This window comes from Pedobacter sp. Leaf176 (assembly GCF_001424305.1).
Lineage (GTDB): Bacteria > Bacteroidota > Bacteroidia > Sphingobacteriales > Sphingobacteriaceae > Pedobacter.
The window spans coordinates 477,592-496,844 of record NZ_LMPD01000003.1; the positions used below are offsets into that span (position 1 = coordinate 477,592).

9 protein-coding genes are annotated in these 19,253 nt (G+C 41.3%); all 9 read right to left on the reverse strand.

Annotated features, from left to right (window positions below; translation table 11 throughout):
* Positions 1 to 166: 166 nt before the first annotated feature.
* Positions 167 to 1,357 carry a FecR family protein gene (locus ASF92_RS10825; RefSeq protein WP_056092265.1) on the reverse strand — a complete coding sequence of 397 codons (1,191 nt, stop codon included), beginning with the start codon at positions 1,355 to 1,357 and terminating at the stop codon, positions 167 to 169.
* An 87-nt stretch (positions 1,358 to 1,444) separates the two neighbouring features.
* Positions 1,445 to 2,044, reverse strand: coding sequence for an RNA polymerase sigma-70 factor (locus ASF92_RS10830; RefSeq protein WP_056092269.1), 600 nt, complete (start codon positions 2,042 to 2,044; stop codon positions 1,445 to 1,447).
* Positions 2,045 to 2,374: 330 nt separating this feature from the next.
* Positions 2,375 to 4,720, reverse strand: a complete 2,346-nt coding sequence (locus ASF92_RS10835) for a glycoside hydrolase family 127 protein (RefSeq protein ID WP_157263838.1) — start codon at positions 4,718 to 4,720, stop codon at positions 2,375 to 2,377.
* Between the two features lie 28 nt (positions 4,721 to 4,748).
* Positions 4,749 to 7,256, reverse strand: a complete 2,508-nt coding sequence (locus ASF92_RS10840; protein ID WP_056092274.1) for a sugar-binding domain-containing protein — start codon at positions 7,254 to 7,256, stop codon at positions 4,749 to 4,751.
* Between the two features lie 12 nt (positions 7,257 to 7,268).
* Entirely contained in the window at positions 7,269 to 9,188 is a 1,920-nt protein-coding gene (locus tag ASF92_RS10845) for a family 43 glycosylhydrolase (RefSeq protein WP_056092277.1), read from the reverse strand.
* Between the two features lie 69 nt (positions 9,189 to 9,257).
* Positions 9,258 to 9,938 (reverse strand): DUF3823 domain-containing protein, encoded by a 681-nt coding sequence (locus ASF92_RS10850; protein WP_197413279.1) that lies wholly within the window; start codon positions 9,936 to 9,938, stop codon positions 9,258 to 9,260.
* Between the two features lie 11 nt (positions 9,939 to 9,949).
* Positions 9,950 to 11,782, reverse strand: coding sequence for a RagB/SusD family nutrient uptake outer membrane protein (locus ASF92_RS10855; protein WP_056092282.1), 1,833 nt, complete (start codon positions 11,780 to 11,782; stop codon positions 9,950 to 9,952).
* Positions 11,783 to 11,806: 24 nt separating this feature from the next.
* Positions 11,807 to 14,932 carry a TonB-dependent receptor gene (locus ASF92_RS10860; protein WP_056093267.1) on the reverse strand — a complete coding sequence of 1,042 codons (3,126 nt, stop codon included), beginning with the start codon at positions 14,930 to 14,932 and terminating at the stop codon, positions 11,807 to 11,809.
* A 296-nt stretch (positions 14,933 to 15,228) separates the two neighbouring features.
* Entirely contained in the window at positions 15,229 to 19,239 is a 4,011-nt protein-coding gene (locus ASF92_RS10865; RefSeq protein WP_056092285.1) for a hybrid sensor histidine kinase/response regulator transcription factor, read from the reverse strand.
* Positions 19,240 to 19,253: the final 14 nt, after the last annotated feature.

Sequence of the window (19,253 nt, forward strand, 5' to 3'; positions counted from 1 at the left end):
GATTTGTGCCGGGTAAGTGCTTCAACACTTCCCGGTTTTTCCTATTAACCAGAATGGACTGATTGCCGGACACTGAGGTACTTTTAAGATAATTCTTCATTTTTGTTTGTTTGTTTGGTTTAGTAGTTTGGTTGGTTATTTAAGAAATTAAGTCATTCCCTATTGCTTAATTCTTGACGATAATTTTTCGGCCCTCGATGCTGAAACGGACATTGAAAAAGGTTAACATCTCCAAAAATTCCGAGGCCTTAACATCACGTTTGATCTTTCCTGAAAACTTTCTCCGAGGTATTTGGCCCTGATACTCTATGTCGACATCGTACCATCTGGCCGCCTGTCTCATGATGGTTTCGATGTCAGCATTGGTAATTTGGAAAAGACCAGATTTCCAGGCGACCACTTGTCCAATATCAGCAGACTGAACCCGGATAGGACCCGAATGAGTATTAACGGCCTGCTGGCCAGGCTTCAATAATGCGGAGAAACCATTATTTAGCTGACGGATCCGGACCGCCCCTTCAAGCAGGGTCGTTTTAGTATCTGGCTCATCAGAATAACTGTTTACATTAAAATGCGTACCTATTACTTCAACAATCTGTCCTCCGGATTTAACATGAAAAGGCATCGACTTATTCTTTGACACCTCGAAATAAGCCTCTCCGGTGATTTCCACCTGGCGCTTATTTCCGCTAAAATGGGCGGGAAATTTTAGTGAAGAGAAAGAATTCAGCCAAACTTTACTCCCGTCTGATAATACCACCTGGTATTGTCCGCCCCTAGGGGTAGATATCGTGTTATAGGAAGTCTGACCATTTGTATCTGTCGCTTCAGCCCCAGAAATATCGTAAACAATCTCTCCAGAGTGCGTTTTGTTTACCTTGACACCACCTTGATTGGAAAGCATACCATTTTGCGCACCACTCAGATCAATAGTAGATCCGTTGCTTAAGGTAAGAATGGCTTTATCACCACCTGGATTAAAATCATTTTCTGCCAGCTGGGTATATGGACTTTTTAAATTAACCAGCTTATATGTGAAAATTCCGAGGCAGATTAACAACGATGCAGCGGCGGCATAACGCCATATTCTAACTGCCGGTATCAAGCGTTTCCAAAGGCTTTTTTCCTGAATCGGATTAATACTAAGCGAAATCTGCCTGTACATCTTTTCCTTTTGTCCTTCAGAAAAGGGATCTGTTTCAGGTACATGATTGAGATACTGCTCTTGCATCATTTGCAGGAGTTTCTGCTCTGATTTTTCCCGGGAAATCAGCAACATCAATTCTTCACGTTCTGCATTGGTAGCCGTCTTATCAAAGTACTGTTTGAAAAGGTGGGCAAAGCGTTTGTCTGGCATAAAATTTTATAGTGGCATTTTTTTAACACCATCATAACACTAAAGACACATGAACAATTGAAAAGGGGTAACCGAAAGAAAATATTTTTAAAAAATAAACAGAGGAGTGGTTAAAATGAGAATTATAACCGCATCATCTGCAGAAGAAAGTTCGTTTTTTATAAACTTTAATGCAAGCTTGATGTGCTTTTTCACAGTTTCAGGCGACAAACCTAATTGTTTTGCGATTTCATCGTGTTTTATACGATCCTCACGACTCATCTTGTATACTTTTTTCTGCTGAGGAGGTAATTTTTCCACTGCAATTTCCAATAATACCCGAAATTCTTCAATTTGAACATCATTATCCGGGGAATCGATCTCATTTTCAAACTCTTTTAACCACTCTATTTGCCGCACTTTGTCGTTGGCACTTTTTCTAAGATGGTTTAAAGTTTGATTTTTTGAAAGAATAAAGAGATAATAGGTGAAATTATCAAGCGTTGGAAGCGTTTCCCTTTTAAGCCAAATTTTGACAAATACATCCTGAACAATTTCTTCTGTAACTTCTAATGATTCTGTCATTTTAAAAACGTAATCTCCCAGCTTCCGGTAATAGGCATCAAAAAGCCTTGCGAAGGCGCGTTGATCACCCTTTGCAACCAAAGCAAGCAGATCAGATTCGAATTTTACAGTAGTAAGGGCCAATATTGATGATGATGTCTAAAGTTAACCAATTTGCGAGTCGAATTTACAAAAAGATTGCTGACATTCACATTTTAAAGCTTTATAACCGAGCAGCATACCTCAAGGCTACGCTGATATATTATTTGTTTGGCTAAGTGAACGTCCACAAATTAAAACCACCTGGAAGTAGAATTATAACCCGGTTGAAAATAGTTAAGATCCTCTATTTAACAACTGTTGCTCAGAATATTTTTTTTATGAAACCACTAGTTGTCCAGTAGTAATAATCGCCTGACTGCTTGTCAGGAAACGTCTACATAAACATTGGGGTGGTTGAATAAATGACAGGACTTATCGCATAAGCCTTACCTGGTAAATATCGGCAATTTTCGCTTCCTTATTCGCTTCAAACCTGACAGTTATTTCCTTCTCTAATAAAGATACCGGAATCAAAATATCTTTGGAGAAAAATGTGGAGCCATCATTGCCATTCATTACAATTTGCTTGATAAGTTGACCATTGATCAATACATTAAAGTTTCTATTTTTATCGGCTCCATATAACAAAATCCTAAGTTTTCGGGCTTCCAGATCCTTATTCCTCAAAACATAACTGAACCAACCAGATCCACTTCTAAAATGCTGCTCCTTAAAAGTACCATTATCTGTTTTCTCGCCTTTAAAATTGTGGTCAGATTCTGGTTGTTGCTCACCAGTATTTACCACATCAATGGTTGCCAGCTCCAATTCCTGCTTCTCATTTTCAGCAAGCTGAATGGCTTTCACACGTTCCGGCAAGCCCTCTACTGAAGTGAAAGGAAAATAGACTACATATCGTTTCTCCTCTAAATTATAAAACGGAACAAGCTTCAAATTTTTGTACTTATTTTGGTAAATAAGAGGTGATGCACTGAAAGACAATGTTTTGTTTGATGAAGATTTTACCTGGTTTGCAAGCGTCGTTTTACTTCCGGTTACCAAGGGCGCTTCGTTCATCGCCAGAAGCGTTCCTGAAGCAATGTGGCCCATGCGGCTTCCATCTGCAATCATATTCGGCTGAGTAAGCGTATCCAGTGCTGCTGCCAAAACTACCGGACCGTGTACAAAGGCAACCCAATCAGATCCATCGGGCATAAATTCGGCTGAGGTATGCATCGGTAGGATCACTTTAATCTTGTCGCCTGTTGACCATAGTCTATTAATAGCCAGATATCCATTTTCCGCATCTATCACTTTTACAAGCTTTCCATTGACAAATACCTGCATTTTACTCTTTTCCACCCAGGCAGGACGGCGTATTCTCAAGTCAAATTTTTGTTTCTTTTTCAATGAAAGTTCAAACACGGTAAAATCTGTTTCCGGAAAAGATGTTTTTTGAATAAGCTGGATCCCACGATCCTTCCATTCCAGTTTTGATGCGATGAACAGGTTTACATATAGGTTTCGTTCATCATGGGCATAAATCATTTCACCGTATTTACCATGATTCTCCAGTCCCGATCCTACACAGCACCAAAAACTTTCCTGGGGATTTGAATATGTTCGGTAATGCCCCGGACGCATAGGTGTGAAATACACGAATCCGCCTTTGCTGCGTTGTGAGGTTAGAATATGGTTATATAAGGTTCGTTCGTAGTAATCCAAATAGGTATTAGATGGATTAGATAGAAAGAGTTGCTTTGTTAACTTTAGCATATTATAGGAGTTACAGGTTTCCGGACCTTCCCTTGATTCGAGCATTGATGAAAAGTCATTTGAAGGATGAAAATGTTCGCGAACGCTGTTACCACCGATGGCTACTGTCCGATGATTTACAACTGTTTTCCAAAAAAAATCTGCAGCCTTGCCCATAGCGGTATCACCATCTGCCAATGCGATTTGCTCAAAACCAATCACCTTGGGGATCTGAGTATTAGCATGCAAACCGTTTAAGGCATCTGTATGATTTTCAAGGGGATTCAAAATCGATTGATCTGAAAATTGCCTGGCCAGCTTAAGGTATTTCCTATCTCCGGTAATCGAATATACATTGGCAAAAACCTCATTTAATCCTCCATGTTCGCTCTTCAAAAGTGTTTGAATCTGCTGATCTGTTAACCCTGACACCAAATCAATGCACCAATCGGTAAGCTTAATGAGCATTTTTTTTGCTCTGGCATTTCCAGCAACTGCATAAGCATCATATAGGCCGGCGTAAATTTTATGAATGTTGTACAGGGGAACCCACTTACCGTTAAGTGAAAAACTTGATGACTTTATATTTCCCGATTTAATTTGCTCCCAGATTTTTTTTCCTTCAGGAACTCCGGAAAGGTAGCCATTACCATTTTTGTTCTGGCATTTCTCCAGTTCATCAATCATGTAATCCAGTCGCTGCTTCACTTTTAAATCGCCTGTTGAGGCATACATTAATGAGAGTGCCGAAACATAGTGCCCCCCAATATGCCCATCCAAACCCGTATTTTCCCAATTTCCATAAGCACTTGATTTGGGAGTCAAACCTGCCTCAGCCAGGTAAGGTGCCAAAAGTTTATCGGCATCAAGAGAGAGCATGTAGGCTTTGTCTGTCTCTTGAGCAGCCAAGAAAGGACTTTCCAACAAACGGACATCAGCTAAATTAAATGCGGTAAGTGTTTTCTGTGCCAGACAACTTAAGGCAACAAATAAAAAACACATAAGGGAAAAGATAAATTTCATTATTTTGTTAATAGTAAATAATTATAGGTTAATCAACATTGGGTATCAGTAGTTTGAGCTGACACGACTTTATCCAGGGAGAGGTAAAACGGACATTAATCTCTTCAAATGCTTTTCCAGTCGCTTGAATATAAACAATCATCTTTCCGTGGAATACCCTTTGCTTATTATCAGTATAATTGCTCATATCCGAATTGTTTCCAGCTTCCATTCCCAGTAATCTGGCATTACCTATTATTTCACAGATAATTTCATCATCCGAATGCATAACAGGGATACCATCATCATCCACAATTTGAAGTTCAATTTGCACAATCCCGTCCTTCCTTTCAAAACTGACTCCTTTACTATTAACGATCTGAATTGCCGATTGACGTCTACTGGATTGCAATTTTTTACGCGTAATATCCATTCCCTCTTTGTCCATCCCAATAACTTCTAAACTTCCCTGTGCATAAGCAATGTCCCAAAAAATAATCCCGGTTTTAGTATCGTAAGGTTTGGTTTTCCCAACTATTTTCCCATTAAGTTCCAGCCGTGCTTGCTGTGTATTGGTATAACACACTACTCTGATTTGTTGCCCCTCCTGATAATTCCATATTGGCCAGGCGTCCATAGATGGCGCTCTGTTTTTCTGTTTTCCCTGTTCCGACTCAAGATTAGACCATACATCATTTGCAGCTCCTCCGCCTGCCAGGGAATAGGTTCCTAAAAAGGCCATTGGTTTGTCAGACCATAAGGACTGCCGAAAGTAGCCACGGGGTTTGATAAAGCCTCCGAAATCCAGTAAACCAGAATAAAACCCTCTTGATGGCCATCTTCCTGATTCGCCCAGATAATCAATACCAGTCCAAAGAAACTGTCCGAATATATATTCGTTATCAGTTACAGCCTTCCATGCGTCGAAATCATGCCGGTTTTCACTACCAAAAATTACGCGTTTGGGATAGTGCTTGTGGTCCTGAGCATAGCGGCTTTCCGTGTAATTATATCCGGCAATATCCAAAGTGCCGGGATAATCTGTTTCGTTTGACATTGCAACTCCTGCCAGTCCGGCTGTTACCGGGCGGCTGGCGTCATATTTTCTCACAACAGCGGATAGCCTTTTAGCGATTTCACCCAATTGCGACGCATCTGGTGCATCTTTTTTATAGCCTCCGAAGATAGGTTGGGTAAAACCACCTTCTTTAGTGCCTGCTAATACTGGATGTGAGTATGGGTCGTTGGGATAGTCCACCTCGTTGCCGATGCTCCAAGCAAAAATGGAAATGTGATTACGATCGCGCTTTACCATATCTGCAAGGTCTCGTTCTCCCCACTCCTTAAAAAAATCGTTTGACCCCTGAAATCCAGGCGTACCTACATTCCATCCCTGAAGCCATTTTCGCTTTGCAAATTCCCATTCATCAAAAGCTTCGTTCATGACCAGTAAGCCCAGCTCGTCGCAAAGTTTATACAATAATGGGCTTTGCGGATTGTGGCTGGTGCGTATCGCGTTGACACCGAGAGATTTCAATGTAATCAATCTGCGGCGCCATACCTCTGAGTAAAATTCTGCACCGAGAACGCCAGCATCGTGGTGCAGGCATACACCCTTTATCTTCATCCATGCACCGTTGAGTGCAAAACCCTTGTCTGCATCAAACGTAAATTGCCGAAAACCAGTCTGTACAGAATTACTGTCAACTACTTTTTTGTCCTGAATAATCCTGGTGCGCAAAGTGTAAAGAATCGGTGTCTCAAGGCTCCACAATTTAGGCTCATTAACAGTCAAATCAGATTTGAACTGGCTGCTATCGCCAGCTTTCAAAGAAACTTTATTTGTTTTCTTCGTCACTACGAAGCCTTTATTATCAACCAGTTCCTGTATTATAGAAAAATAACTGAACTTTTGCGAATCGTTTTTCACCGCAGTCTGCAGGTGCAGAATGCCCTTTTTAATCGTGACCTCCGGGTAAATATAAACGCCCCATTGCTGCAGGTGCAAAGGGTTCGCCTTAATCAGCCAGACATCCCTGTAAATTCCTGATCCGGTGTACCAGCGTGAATCGGCATCTAAGCGATGGTCTACCCGCACGTCAATCTGATTTTCCTCACCATATTTGACATAAGCGGTAATATCATAACAGAAAGATATAAAACCATTAGGCCGCTTGCCCACTGATTTTCCATTAACAAAAACCTCACTTCTATTATAAACACCTTCAAAATAGAGATATATTTTTTTCCCCTGGTCCTGCTTCGATAACTTAATCTTCTTTTGATACCAGCCAAGTCCTCCGGGCAAATAACCTGAAGCACTCGCTGAGGCCGGACTATGTACCTGTTTTACACTCCAATCATGGGGCAATTGAACAGCCTGCCATTGATCTCTTTCATAGTTGGCAACTGAATTTCTATCCATATCGCCCAGATGAAAATGCCAGTCTTTATTTATCTTTTCCGCTTGACCGAACCCGGGTTGGCTAAAAAGCATTGCAGGATTGAAAAAAACTACAGCCAGGAAAAAAATTGAATATTTAATTGATCTCCTCATATGTCTTTGTTTTTAATTTGTAGGTTTTACTGGTATAATATTTCCTTCTTGGTCAAAAAACATGGAATCCATACAAACTTCGCGGTTAAAGCCCGCAGCGTCACCCATTTTTATTCCATCAGGAATGGGGAATCTATGGTAAATGATGTACCATTCGTCTTTCCCAGGAATTTTCAATACTGAATTGTGCCCTGTACCATAAATGCCTTGCGATGGATCTTTCTGAAGAATAAGATTATTTTCGGCGATTTTTATGGGGCCGATTGGAGAGGTAGAAGTTCCATACCGAACACGATAATTTTCGCTTCTGGTATCCTCCTCAGACCACAGGAAATAGTAGATTCCTTTACGGAAAAATACATAAGCTCCTTCTCTAAAAGTCTTATCTGTTTGAAGTACTTTTGTGGTACCAGCTTTTAAAGAAACCATATCATTATTAAGCTCCGCAACTGCTAGGTAACCGTTTCCCCAATACAGGTAGCTTTTACCAGTCTTCGGATCGGTAAATGCGGCAGGATCGATTTCCTGCCCCCCCTTTACCCCTTCCGGTTTACCACTGATTAGTGGTTTACCAGAATCCACAAACGGACCAGTTGGTGAATCAGATACAGCAACGCCAATTTTCTGAGCGACTGTAAAATAATAGTAATACTTATAATTGCCATTCACATTTTTCTCAGCGATTGTGGGTGCCCAGGCATTTTGCTTTGCCCAGGTAACATCTTTTTTTAAATCCAGAATAACGCCTTCGTCTTTCCAGTTCAGCAGGTCTGTAGAAGAGAAAGTTTTAAAGTAATTGCCACTCCAGCCATCAAAACCATCACTCGTTGGATAAATGTAGTATTTTTTGGTTTTATTCGAGAATAATATATCCGGATCAGCATACGAGCCTTCCAGTATTGGGTTTGTCTTTTTTGGAAGTTGAAGACCTTCAGGGAAACCCCAGCGGTTTACAAGTGCTGATATTTCCTGTCTTGACAGTGAAATAATATTTCCATGGCGGGGGTGAAAATCCATATTCACCTTATGATCAATCACTCTGAACTTATCGAGATCACAGCTCTCGCAGAACTGGTATTTCCCCTTTCCATATACATCATACATTAAAATGTATTTATCTGATTGGTTAAGCTTGAAAACTGCCGAACCTTCTACTGCATCCCGGGTTTGTTGTTTGTATCCAGGCTGCTCGATCCAATTCCCACTAGTAAGTGAATCAGTTATAGCGAGTTTAATTCCATTTCCATTCCCTTCGGTTTTATAAAACAGATGAAACAAACCATTTTTGTTAATAATATCGCCATCTATACAAGCTTTGGCATTTTTAGGCGAGAATAAAACTTTAGGCGCTGAAACAAAGCCATCAAATTTATCATTTGCATAAGCATAATAGATGATATCGGGCCCGTTGCCATGTTTCATGGACCAATATACCATATATTTCGCTGTTGCTGGATCATAAATTGTTTGTGGTGCCCAAACTCGTTTTAAATTTTCATGTCCTTTAAAACTATCTTGTATATTTATAATGGTGTGCTTCCAATTTATTAAATCCGATGATTTTAGCATAATTAATGCCCTATTTGAATCCCATCCTTTTGAGGAGGTCATATCAGTAAGCACCATGTAAAACGATTTTCCATCCTCACCGCGAAGGATGTGAGGATCTCTTACCCCTCCTGTAGAGCTGATTTTTTTTGAATCTAATACGGGCTGATTTTTGTTTAGCGCATAGTAAGTATAACCATTTGTACTTAGTGCGAAACAGATTGATTCATCGCTCACTGCATTCCCCTTAAAATAGGCAAATAAATATCCGGAAAAATCTTTCTCTATTGGCCCTGATTTATATTCTTGGGCAAATAAGTTTCGGCTGAGGGTTAAAAGCAGAATACAAAGGAGGGTTAGACGGTAAGACGGAAGTCGTTTCATCGTTAGTGCAGGGTATTAAGTTGTAATGTGGTTAATGATGGGTGCGGATCTTCCCCGCACCATTTAATATTATTTTAAAGCTATTTTTTGTACCTGGGTATAGTAGTATTCCCCGGCCGATGTCGATTTTATACCTAGTCTGGCGTAGATGTAGTCTAGTGATTTCAGATTATCAGGTAAAGCGCCTGAAGAAATCTGTAATTGCTGTCCTAGTACCACGCTGTTTAGCGGCGCATCAACCCTAACCTCTCGCTGAACCTGATCTGTTAAGATCGATTTACCAAGATATAGTCTAACAAATTCAAGATTCGCGGATTGAACAACCTTGTTGACAACCAGCCTTGCAATTATATTATCACCAGATTTTTGATAAGATTCCCCGCTAATCGTAAAGTATGGTGTAACTGGGACTTCAAGGTTTGTGTTACCTCTAACTTCCACCCTTATCGTATCTGATGCCTGTTGTAGCCATGGTGCATCAGCCCTGCGTACCAGTTTATATTGACCATCAAAGAGCTTAGCTGCAAAACTACCATCCTGATTGAGATAGACAGTAATCGGCGATTTAAGCGGATAACCATCTTGCCAGAGTTCCAGTTGAGGTCCATTATTGCGCACAGGTACTGCCCGGCCCTGGTACACAACTTTTCCTGAAAGGGTTACCTCTGGCGCCTCAAAATTATCATATTCACATCCGGACATCAATATGCTGCCGGAAATTGCCAATATCATTAAAAATTTAAATTTCATAATCGTTAAAATTAATTGAATGGATTCCTTACAATCTTTGGGTTGTTGTTTAGTACGTCCTGAGCGATAGAAGAATAATAGTTGGCCAGGCGGAAAAACCTTGCCCTGCGAAAACGGCTGGGTCTCATGCGCTCATATATATATTTTCCATTATCCGGATGGCCTGGTCGAACTACTCTATATCCGTATAGGCCTCTAACTACCGCATTCGGGTCACTTTCAGAACCATCCCAGACAATATGCGCGATACGCCATCTTTTTAAATCAAAATATCTATGGTCTTCAAATGCTAGCTCCACGCGACGTTCATTCCGAATAATATCTGTAGTCAATGCAGTTAGGCTATTGGCCGGGAATCCGGCACGTGCCCTGATGGAATTAACATAACCAAGGCCTTCAGCTCTGCCCAGTTCGAATGCAGCCTCTGCAGCATTCAGGTAAACTTCTCCCAAACGAAACCATGGCCACCAGTTTGTGGCACTTGTACCTCTGGTACTTGCTGCTGATGCGTCACTAACAAACTTCCGAATATAAAACCCGGTATTACTTACATCCATCGCATCATCCTTTGGTCCGTCAAATCCGGTCCAAAGCTGTCCATCAGTATAATTTTTGCCAAGTTCAGCGGAAGTGGTTAGCTGATAGCTTCCGTTGTTCCAGACTGCAACCCCAGCTTGTATCCTAACGGGATTATTTTTAAAGTTTGTACCCGGATAAATTACAGTACCATATAATCTGGCGTCCCGCCCTGCAAAAATATCGCCAATACCTGTGTAAGCAATGTAATTACCGGAAGCATCCTTATCACGTAGCGTGCCTTTTGTTCCATCAAGATAGCTGAAGCTTTCGACAAAGCTGAGCGAAGGTGATATTGTTGACGAGGATTCGTTGTCTTCGGTCATACTCTTGATGATGTTATCATAGGCAAAACGATGCACTTTGACACCAGGTGCGAAGTCTTTAGCGAAGATCACTTCACTCCCTGTTTTTTTGTTAAGCATATCATAAAAGTTCGCACCTTTGTCTGGATTTTCATTAAATAGTGCATAAGGTCCGCTGATGATTGCCTTAGATGCGGTTAACGATTTGTTATAATAGTCTGCAGCCATTGTTGCAGGGATGCCAACCTCCCCACCAGGAGTGGATATCGGATTAGGCATTAAGCTATTGTACTTAGCTATCGATCCCGCATAAAGCATCGCCCTGCTCTCTAATGCAAGAGCAGTATATTGATTAGCCCTTGTTTTGCTCGAATTGTTTGCGGTCAGGTCTGCTTTGATCTCTTCCAGCTCACGATAGATAAAATCGTAAACTTCGTACTCTTTAGCCCGAGGCACCTGCAATGGCGTTGGATCACCACTAAAATCGTAAATTAATTGCTTGGTTACCAATGGTACTCCACCCATTCGTTTTACCATTTCGAAATAGACAAAAGCCCTTATAAAACGGAGTTCAGCCCTGAACAGGTTTTTTTGTGTTGCATCCAGCCTTACGCTCTGCGTTTCCAGATTTTCCAAAGACAGGTTGACATCTCTGATCAGTCCGTAATCCCAATAGCGACCATAATCGTCGCCGAATTGGTAATCATTCCGCCAGTTTTGGTCACGATGGCCAGACCACATGGCGTCATCAAGTTCTGTCATTCCCCCCGTATTGAAAACACCATGTAGGGTAGGCAGTCTGTTATAATAATTGGCCAGTAACGAAGTCAGCAATTTAGGATCATTCCACAATTGTTCGTCAGTAATGGTACTTTTTGATTCCCGGTCAAACCATTCATCGTGCTTGCAGCCACTTGCGACCAAACAGGCCAGCAAAGCAATACATATATAAATCTTTTTCATTTTTGTCAATTTTAAAGTATCGGGTTAAAAGGTTACGTTAAAACCTGCCATAAAAACTTTTTGCTGAGGATAAACTACTGCCGCTGCAGCTTCAATTTCAGGATCGATCTGAAAATCCTTTACATTATCAAAAGAGATCAGGTTTGATCCGTTTACGTAAAAGCGAATTTTCTGTGCTTTAATCTTCTGTGAAAACTTTTGAGGCAACGTATATGCCAATTCTAAATTTCTCACACGAAGGTATCTCACGTTAGTTAGCCAAAAATCACTATTTCTGCTGTTTGGCCCAGTATTTCCGTTACGAATGGCAGGATAGTATCCGGGCACCCAAGCACTATTAGGATTATAAGGATCTTCTCTGTGCCATCTGTCCTCCAGCAAATATGCAGGAGAGTTCCCTCCGCCATGAAAGGCGTTTCTTAATTCATAATCCTGATTCCAGGACTGCATGGCGCCACCGGCGAAATCTATATTCAGATCTATTCCTTTATAGTTCAAGCCAATTCGTCCACCAAAAGTCATCATTGGCGCCCATCCTGTAGGATAACCGATAGGGCGTTCATCCATTCCATTTATCACGCCGTCACCGTTAACATCCGCATAAATAAAGTCACCAGGTAATTGTGTTCGATTGTTGTTTCCATCATTATTAACCGGATAGTTCCGGATCTGTTCCTCAGACTCAAAACGACCAATCACCTGATAGCCCCACCAAATACCGCCCCAACGATCTTCAGCTGAGTTCCTGTACTCATTCAATGAATTACTAAAGCGTGGCTTGTAGGATTCAATCGCCCTGTAACGCGAGAAAGTAAAGTTACCGCTAACTGTATAATTCAATTCTCCTATCTTACTAGTATATGTAGCGATACCTTCGAAACCATAATATCCGTTTTTATTTAGGTTTTCGTTTGGTAATCCGTATCCAATTTCACTAGGCAAAAGCACATCATATTTTTGCGCAGGGTAGCCGGTACGTATTATTTTAAAAGCATCTGCAGTGATTGTCAGTTTGTTATCGAAAAGGCCTAGATCAACTCCAATATTGTAATTGGTATTTTTTACCCATGACAGATTTCTTACAGGAAGGGACTTCGGCTGAATACCTGGATAATAAGTACCATTAAGTACCGCATCTCCAGAACCAAAGTTATAACCAGCCAGATAGCCATGCATACCAACCCCTTCTTCTAAACCAGTCTGACCAATGGAAGCTCTAATTTTCATTTCATTAACAACGCCTTTCAAGGGTTTAAAAAATGACTCGTCAGAAATACGCCAGCCTACACTCGCCCCAGGGAAAAGCCCCCATTCATTGCCCTTGTAGTACAGATATGAACCATCATAGCGACCAAGTACTTCAACCAGGTATTTTCCTTTATAATTGTAATTAAAACGACCAATATATCCAGCTCTGGCTTCGTATGACCAGTCATCACCTAAACTGTTAAGTTCAGCAAGCTTCATCAGCGGAATATAATTGTTGGTTGGATTGGAACCCAATCCAGAGTAGGTTCGGTCCCAGTCTGATCGTTCGTACCCTACTGTTGCTGAAAAACTGTGATCGCCAAACTGCTTGGCATAGTCTATCTGGAACTGTGCAAACCGAGATACCGCTACCCGGTCGGTCTTAAATCTCCATCCAGCATCAGCTCCACCGGTCCTGTTGTAGCTGTTGTTTTCATATCGGTATACATCATAGGTGTACTGGAAACCATCGAATTTATTATTTGTATAGTTGTAAGAAACAGTTCCTTTCGCAGATAAACCAAACTTTGTTTTGTAAGAGGTAGTCAGATTTACGTTTCCGCTAATGTACTTGTTGTCTTTATAGCCCACTATATCCCTACTGAAGAGTGCCGGATTATACGCAAAATCATTCACGTGATTGGGATAAGCCGTATTCCCGTTTGCATATGCCGGAACTGTAGGTCTGTTTCTAAAAATGGCAAGTATTGAAGAAAAATAACCATCTCCCCCCGGAAGTCCTACGTCCTTTGTGGCTTCCTGTCTTCCGGAAATCTGCGCACCAACAGTTAAGCCCTCCAGGATTGTCGCTTCCATATTGGCCTGCAAGTTTGTACGCTTGTAAGAGAAATCCTTGATCATCGCATCCTGATCCAGGTTACCCACAGAAAGAAAATAGTTAGAGTTCTTTGAACCGCCGGTAATATTCGCATTAATATATCTTTGCGGAATATTTTTACGAATGATCATGTCGTAGTAGTCATTATTCTGATATCCCGGTTCGGTTCCTGCCTGCCATTTTGCAAGTTCTGCAGGGGTATAAACTGAAGAGGGGTTTCTGTTTTCATTTTGTGCGGCTTCGACCAATCCTCTGGTATATTGGGCGGCATTCGCCATTGTCGGGAAACGGGTGAGATTTTGCCAGCCTAAATAACCATTAACATTGATCTTCGCAGTTTCGTTCTTACTACCTTTTTTTGTGGTTATCAATACGACGCCTCTTGCAGCACGAAATCCATACACCGCAGCTGCCGCATCTTTAAGAATAGAGATGCTTTCAATATCCTCCAAATTTAAGGCATTAAAAATATCTGCTCCGGAGCCGTTCTGGGTACCTACCCAATCTGTTCCGGTTTGTCCGCCATATGCTACCCCATCAATTACATATAAGGGGTTTCCCATGTTTCTGATTTCGATAGCAGCGCCCCTTCCAGGTCGAGCGTCTTTTGCTCTTACAGAAATACCTTGAACCTTACCTGCTAAGGCACCGGCAGCTGTTGTTGATGAGCTTCTCACGATATCTTCTGATTTGATATTACTTACTGCTCCGGTGATATTGCGTTTGGACTGTTTTCCATAGCCTACGACCACAACCTCATCCAAATCTTTGTTGTCATTCTCCAGCACAATTTTCAGGTCACTATTGTCCCCTAAAACCACACGCTGATTTTTAAAGCCTATATAAGTAAAAACTAGAGCAGGCTTGCTCGTTTGAATTTGAAAGCGACCATTTTGGTCAGTAGTTGTGGCCTCGGCAGGCAGTCCTTCAGAAAAAACTGTAACTCCTGTAAGGGGTTCGTTTTTATCAGAGTATACCCGCCCTGAAATCTTTCGTTGTGCAAGTGCATAGTTAGGCACTACCCAAACGACCACGCAAATCAATAAAATTTTAAGGATTCTCATTTTCATATTTGGTTATTAAATTTAATGACTATCAGGTACCAAATATGCCAAAATGTAAAACGGGGAATTCACCTTCCTATGATCAAATTAACATGCCTGTTAGGCATGCTCACCGGATCTCGCTCGTTTGATTTAATCAAAAAATGCAGCTCGCCTGGTTATCGGCGCCTTACTTGTTTGATGGGCGTTATATTTGGTTTTCTTGCATCAAACTTAGGAGATTTATCGTCGCAAAGACATATACAGATTCGTCAATTTACCAATATAAATTAGTCAAAATACGCTTTTTTACAGAGTTATAGGTGTTTTTTTTGATATTCTGATGGTAGTTGACCAAATTCTTCTTTGAAGCATTGACGGAAATAAATCGGGCTGTTTATCCCGACCATTAAGGACACTTCAGTTACGTTATGTTGTCCGGATCGAAGCAACTGGGCGGCCTTTTGAATCCTTACCTTCCGAACGAGTTGATTGATGTTTTTCCCGGTGATCCCCTTTAGTTTTCTATAAAGTGTGGATTGACTCATATTCATTTTCCCGGCAAGGGTAGCGGTGTCCAGCACTTCATCCTGAATGCGACTTTCAACCAGGCTTATGAATTCCTTAACAAATGCGTTTTCTCGCCAATGTTCAGTATTCCCCTGTGGAGTTTCTATTTTTATCTGACCGGAAAGCTGAGTCCATAACGCCGCATAAATGGTTTTTCGCTTAATCAATAAATTTTCAATGCGGCTATGAAGCAGTTTCGGGCTTATGGGCTTATTCAAGTAAGAATCTACCCCCAGGAAATACCCTCGTTCCTTATCAAATTCATTATTGCTAGAGGTAAGCAGAATGGTCGGGATATGACTGGTCTCCCGTTCATCTTTGAGTTTCTCCAATAACTCAAAGCCATTCATATCAGGCATCATCAGATCGCTGACGATTAGATCAGGTATTCGGGCTTTGGCCAGGGCTAGTCCACTCATACCATTCTCTGCTGAGATTAATTCGTATTTTGAAGAGAGTACAGAAGAGAGATACGCCCTCAAATCGAGATCATCTTCTACAAGCATCAACAGAGGCCTTGGCGAATTGGCATTTCTTTGCTCTATGACAAAGTCTCTATTGACATACTGCAGAGGCAGATCTGCCGGCACGGGAACGCCGTTAGTAAGTAAGCGAACAGAAAATTCACTTCCTTTTCCTAGCTCACTTTTAACCTGAATCTTTCCGTGATGAATTCCGGCGAGCGCTTTGGCTAGAGCCAGTCCTATACCGGAACCATGCGGCACCGAATTCGGCACCTGATAAAACCTATCAAATATTTTATTTAGGTTCTCCTGGGCAATTCCACAACCAGTATCCTTTACGGTGATTAAGGTGCAGGTATTCAACTGATCTTTCTGGTATTCTAACATAACCAATATACTGCCTCTGGCAGTGTACTTGCAGGCATTAGAGAGTAAATTATCCAAGATGAGTTGTACGATTTCTGCATCAAAAGTGGTTTTAATATCTTCCTGATGAAAAATGAAATTGATATCTACCAATTTATTCGAATTAGCTTCCTTGTACTTTCTCACGATTTCTGCGATGAGTTCACCCAAGTATCCCTCACCAAGAACCAGTGGCTTATATTGAGATTCGACTTTTCGGAATTCGAGTAACTGATTAACCATCGAAAATAGCCTCGCCGCATTTTTCTGAACAATATAAACCCATGCTTTATGCCGGACGGATAATTTTTCCTCTGCAATAAGGTCTTCAAGTGGCCCAAGAATTAATGTGAGTGGTGTACGCAGTTCATGTGTGATGTTAGTATAAAAATTCATCCTTTCCATATGGAGCTGTCCGTCCTGTTCCAGTTGTAGTTTTTTCACTCGCAGCTCAGCTTCAGCATTTATTTTTTTAACATAAAAGAAAAGCACGACAAATATCGTTGCCGCCGCGATAAGAAGATAGGCGAACAGGGCCAGGCTGCTTAAGTAGAATGGTGGTGATATGTTAATGACGAGCCGTTGGTATTCTTTTGACCAAGGCTCGTTTTTATAGCGAGTCCGGATGAGCAACTCATATTTTCCATAGGGTATGTTCCGAAAGTCCAGGTTTTTTTCTGTCCCCAGAAATATCCAGTTCTTATCCAGCCCGTTAAGCTTGTAGCTAAATTCAACCATATCATTCACGGCGAAATCCATTATGGAAAGTTCGACCCGAAAGCTATTTTGCAGGTGCGAGAGGTTAATTTGCCGGGCCATGTTGGGATATTTTTCTACTTGTGCGTGATTTTCACCTGTATTGAAAACCATAAAGCGGCTGATGCATATTGGAGAAGGCGGAAGAGCCAATGGAATCTCAGCGGGATCAAAGTAGCAAATCCCCTCAGGCATTCCAAAATACAACCAACCTCTGCTATCTTTCCCTACACTATTATTGATAAAGCCTCCTAGTGGTAAGCCAAAAGCCTTATCGTAACTTAACATACGCCTTTCTAAAGGCAGATAACGCATCAATCCCCCCCTGCTTGAGCTCCAGATATTACCTTTAATGTCTTGAGCGATGGCATTTATGGTAAGCCAAGCATCGCCCTCTGGCAAAACTATGTTTTCCAATCTGCCTAATGATTTATTGGAGTTTTGCATGGATAGGCCTTCATTTGTGGCAATCCAAATATTGTTACTGCTATCCCGAAACAGGTGGTTGATGGTGTTGCTACCTATTCCTTCTCCTTTTGCAATCCTTTTGATAAACTTGCCCTCCAGGTTATAGATGTAAAGTCCCTGTCCATAAGTGCCAACCCATAAATATCCCCGACTATCTTGCACCAGCGTACGGGGAGCATAATCTCCCACCATGGGCGTTCGGGGTGCAATTTTCAGAAAACTACCTTGGTTTGGATCATAAATGAATACTCCTTCCCCAGCAGCAAAACAGATATTACCCCGTGAATCCTCAATCATTGCTCTCACTGAAGACATTTTTTCTGGAGGATGAATCGTTTTCCATTGGCCGCTTTTAGCTTCCAGGAAAGAGATGCCGCCTTTCTGCAGACCAAACCATTTATTTCCTTTACTATCCTGAAAAGCAGAAAGCAAAAAGTCATCTCCAAGCCCGCTATTCGCGGTAGTAAGCTTAGATACTTTTTTACCTAAATCCTGTTTCAATATTCCATTTCCCGCCGTTGCCAGCCACACCGCGCTTCGCCCGTCATTAAGTATACCGGTAACTGCTGCCGGTCGGTTTTCGCTTCCACTGATATTTTTTGTTGCCACTACTGAAAAAAAAGGGTTCAGGTGCGGTAGAAACGCGACCCCACTGCTATAAACTGCAATCCATACGTTTCCAAACTGGTCACGGTCAATACATTCTACGGAAGAATTGTTTACTTTCTCCAGAACATTCGCAGACAGTACTAGCGCATCAGCAACTTCACCAGTCTGTGCATAGACTGGCTTAAGTGTAAAAACCTGAGAGGGGCCTGTACCCACCCAGATAAGTCCATTTATTTCTTTGATGGAATGCACAAAAGGTTCAATAGTATTTCTTTTACGTGGTGATAAACTGATTTTTTTTATCTTTTTCGATGAGGGATTATAAACCGATAATCCTTTTCTTGTACCCAACCAGATGTTATTTTTGCTATCGCAAAAAACCGATCTGACCTCATCATCTGGTAAAAGTCCATTTGTTTTTTTACTATCAAGATGTGAAACCTGGTGATTTTTTGGGTTTAGTATTGATACGCCTTTATTAACATGACCGATATAAAGAAGCCCCTGCTGATCTTCAGCTAGCGACCAGACACTATTTCCGCCAAGCCCTGGGATATTGGTCACATTATAATGCTCGAATTTTTTAGTGGCTGGATCAAAACGCTGTACACCACGATGGTAGGTGGCCAACCAGATCCTATTCCCCTTTGCTTTAATGATATCAGTAATATCATTTGTTGCAATCGAGTTTAAATTTTTCTCCTGATGTTGGTAATAAGAAAATTTTCCTGTTTTTAGATCAAGAACGTTTAAGCCACTTGCCCGGGTACCGATGTAAAGTTGTTCATCATCGCAATAGAGAGTGTTGATCTCATTACTGTTTACTGATAGGCCGTCTGCCTTTTCTGCCTTATAATAATGCTTAAATGAATTGCTGGCAAATCTGTTTAGTCCAAGTTCAGTTGCTATCCATATATATCCGTATTTATCATGGGTGAGATCAATAACCTGCTGACTGGATAAGCCATTCTGCATGGATAAATACCTGGTTTTGTCCACTTGGCTGAAGAGCGGCGAACTGTAAGCAAAAATGAGCAGGAATAGGATAAGCCTCATCGCTATTAATAATG

Coding starts and splice junctions, on each gene's coding strand:
- ASF92_RS10835 (WP_157263838.1), bottom strand. CDS start 4,720: ATGAAATTTATCTTTTCCCTTATGTGTTTTTTATTTGTTGCCTTAAGT.
- ASF92_RS10825 (WP_056092265.1), bottom strand. CDS start 1,357: ATGCCAGACAAACGCTTTGCCCACCTTTTCAAACAGTACTTTGATAAG.
- ASF92_RS10850 (WP_197413279.1), bottom strand. CDS start 9,938: ATGAAATTTAAATTTTTAATGATATTGGCAATTTCCGGCAGCATATTG.
- ASF92_RS10860 (WP_056093267.1), bottom strand. CDS start 14,932: ATGAGAATCCTTAAAATTTTATTGATTTGCGTGGTCGTTTGGGTAGTG.
- ASF92_RS10865 (WP_056092285.1), bottom strand. CDS start 19,239: ATGAGGCTTATCCTATTCCTGCTCATTTTTGCTTACAGTTCGCCGCTC.
- ASF92_RS10840 (WP_056092274.1), bottom strand. CDS start 7,256: ATGAGGAGATCAATTAAATATTCAATTTTTTTCCTGGCTGTAGTTTTT.
- ASF92_RS10855 (WP_056092282.1), bottom strand. CDS start 11,782: ATGAAAAAGATTTATATATGTATTGCTTTGCTGGCCTGTTTGGTCGCA.
- ASF92_RS10845 (WP_056092277.1), bottom strand. CDS start 9,188: ATGAAACGACTTCCGTCTTACCGTCTAACCCTCCTTTGTATTCTGCTT.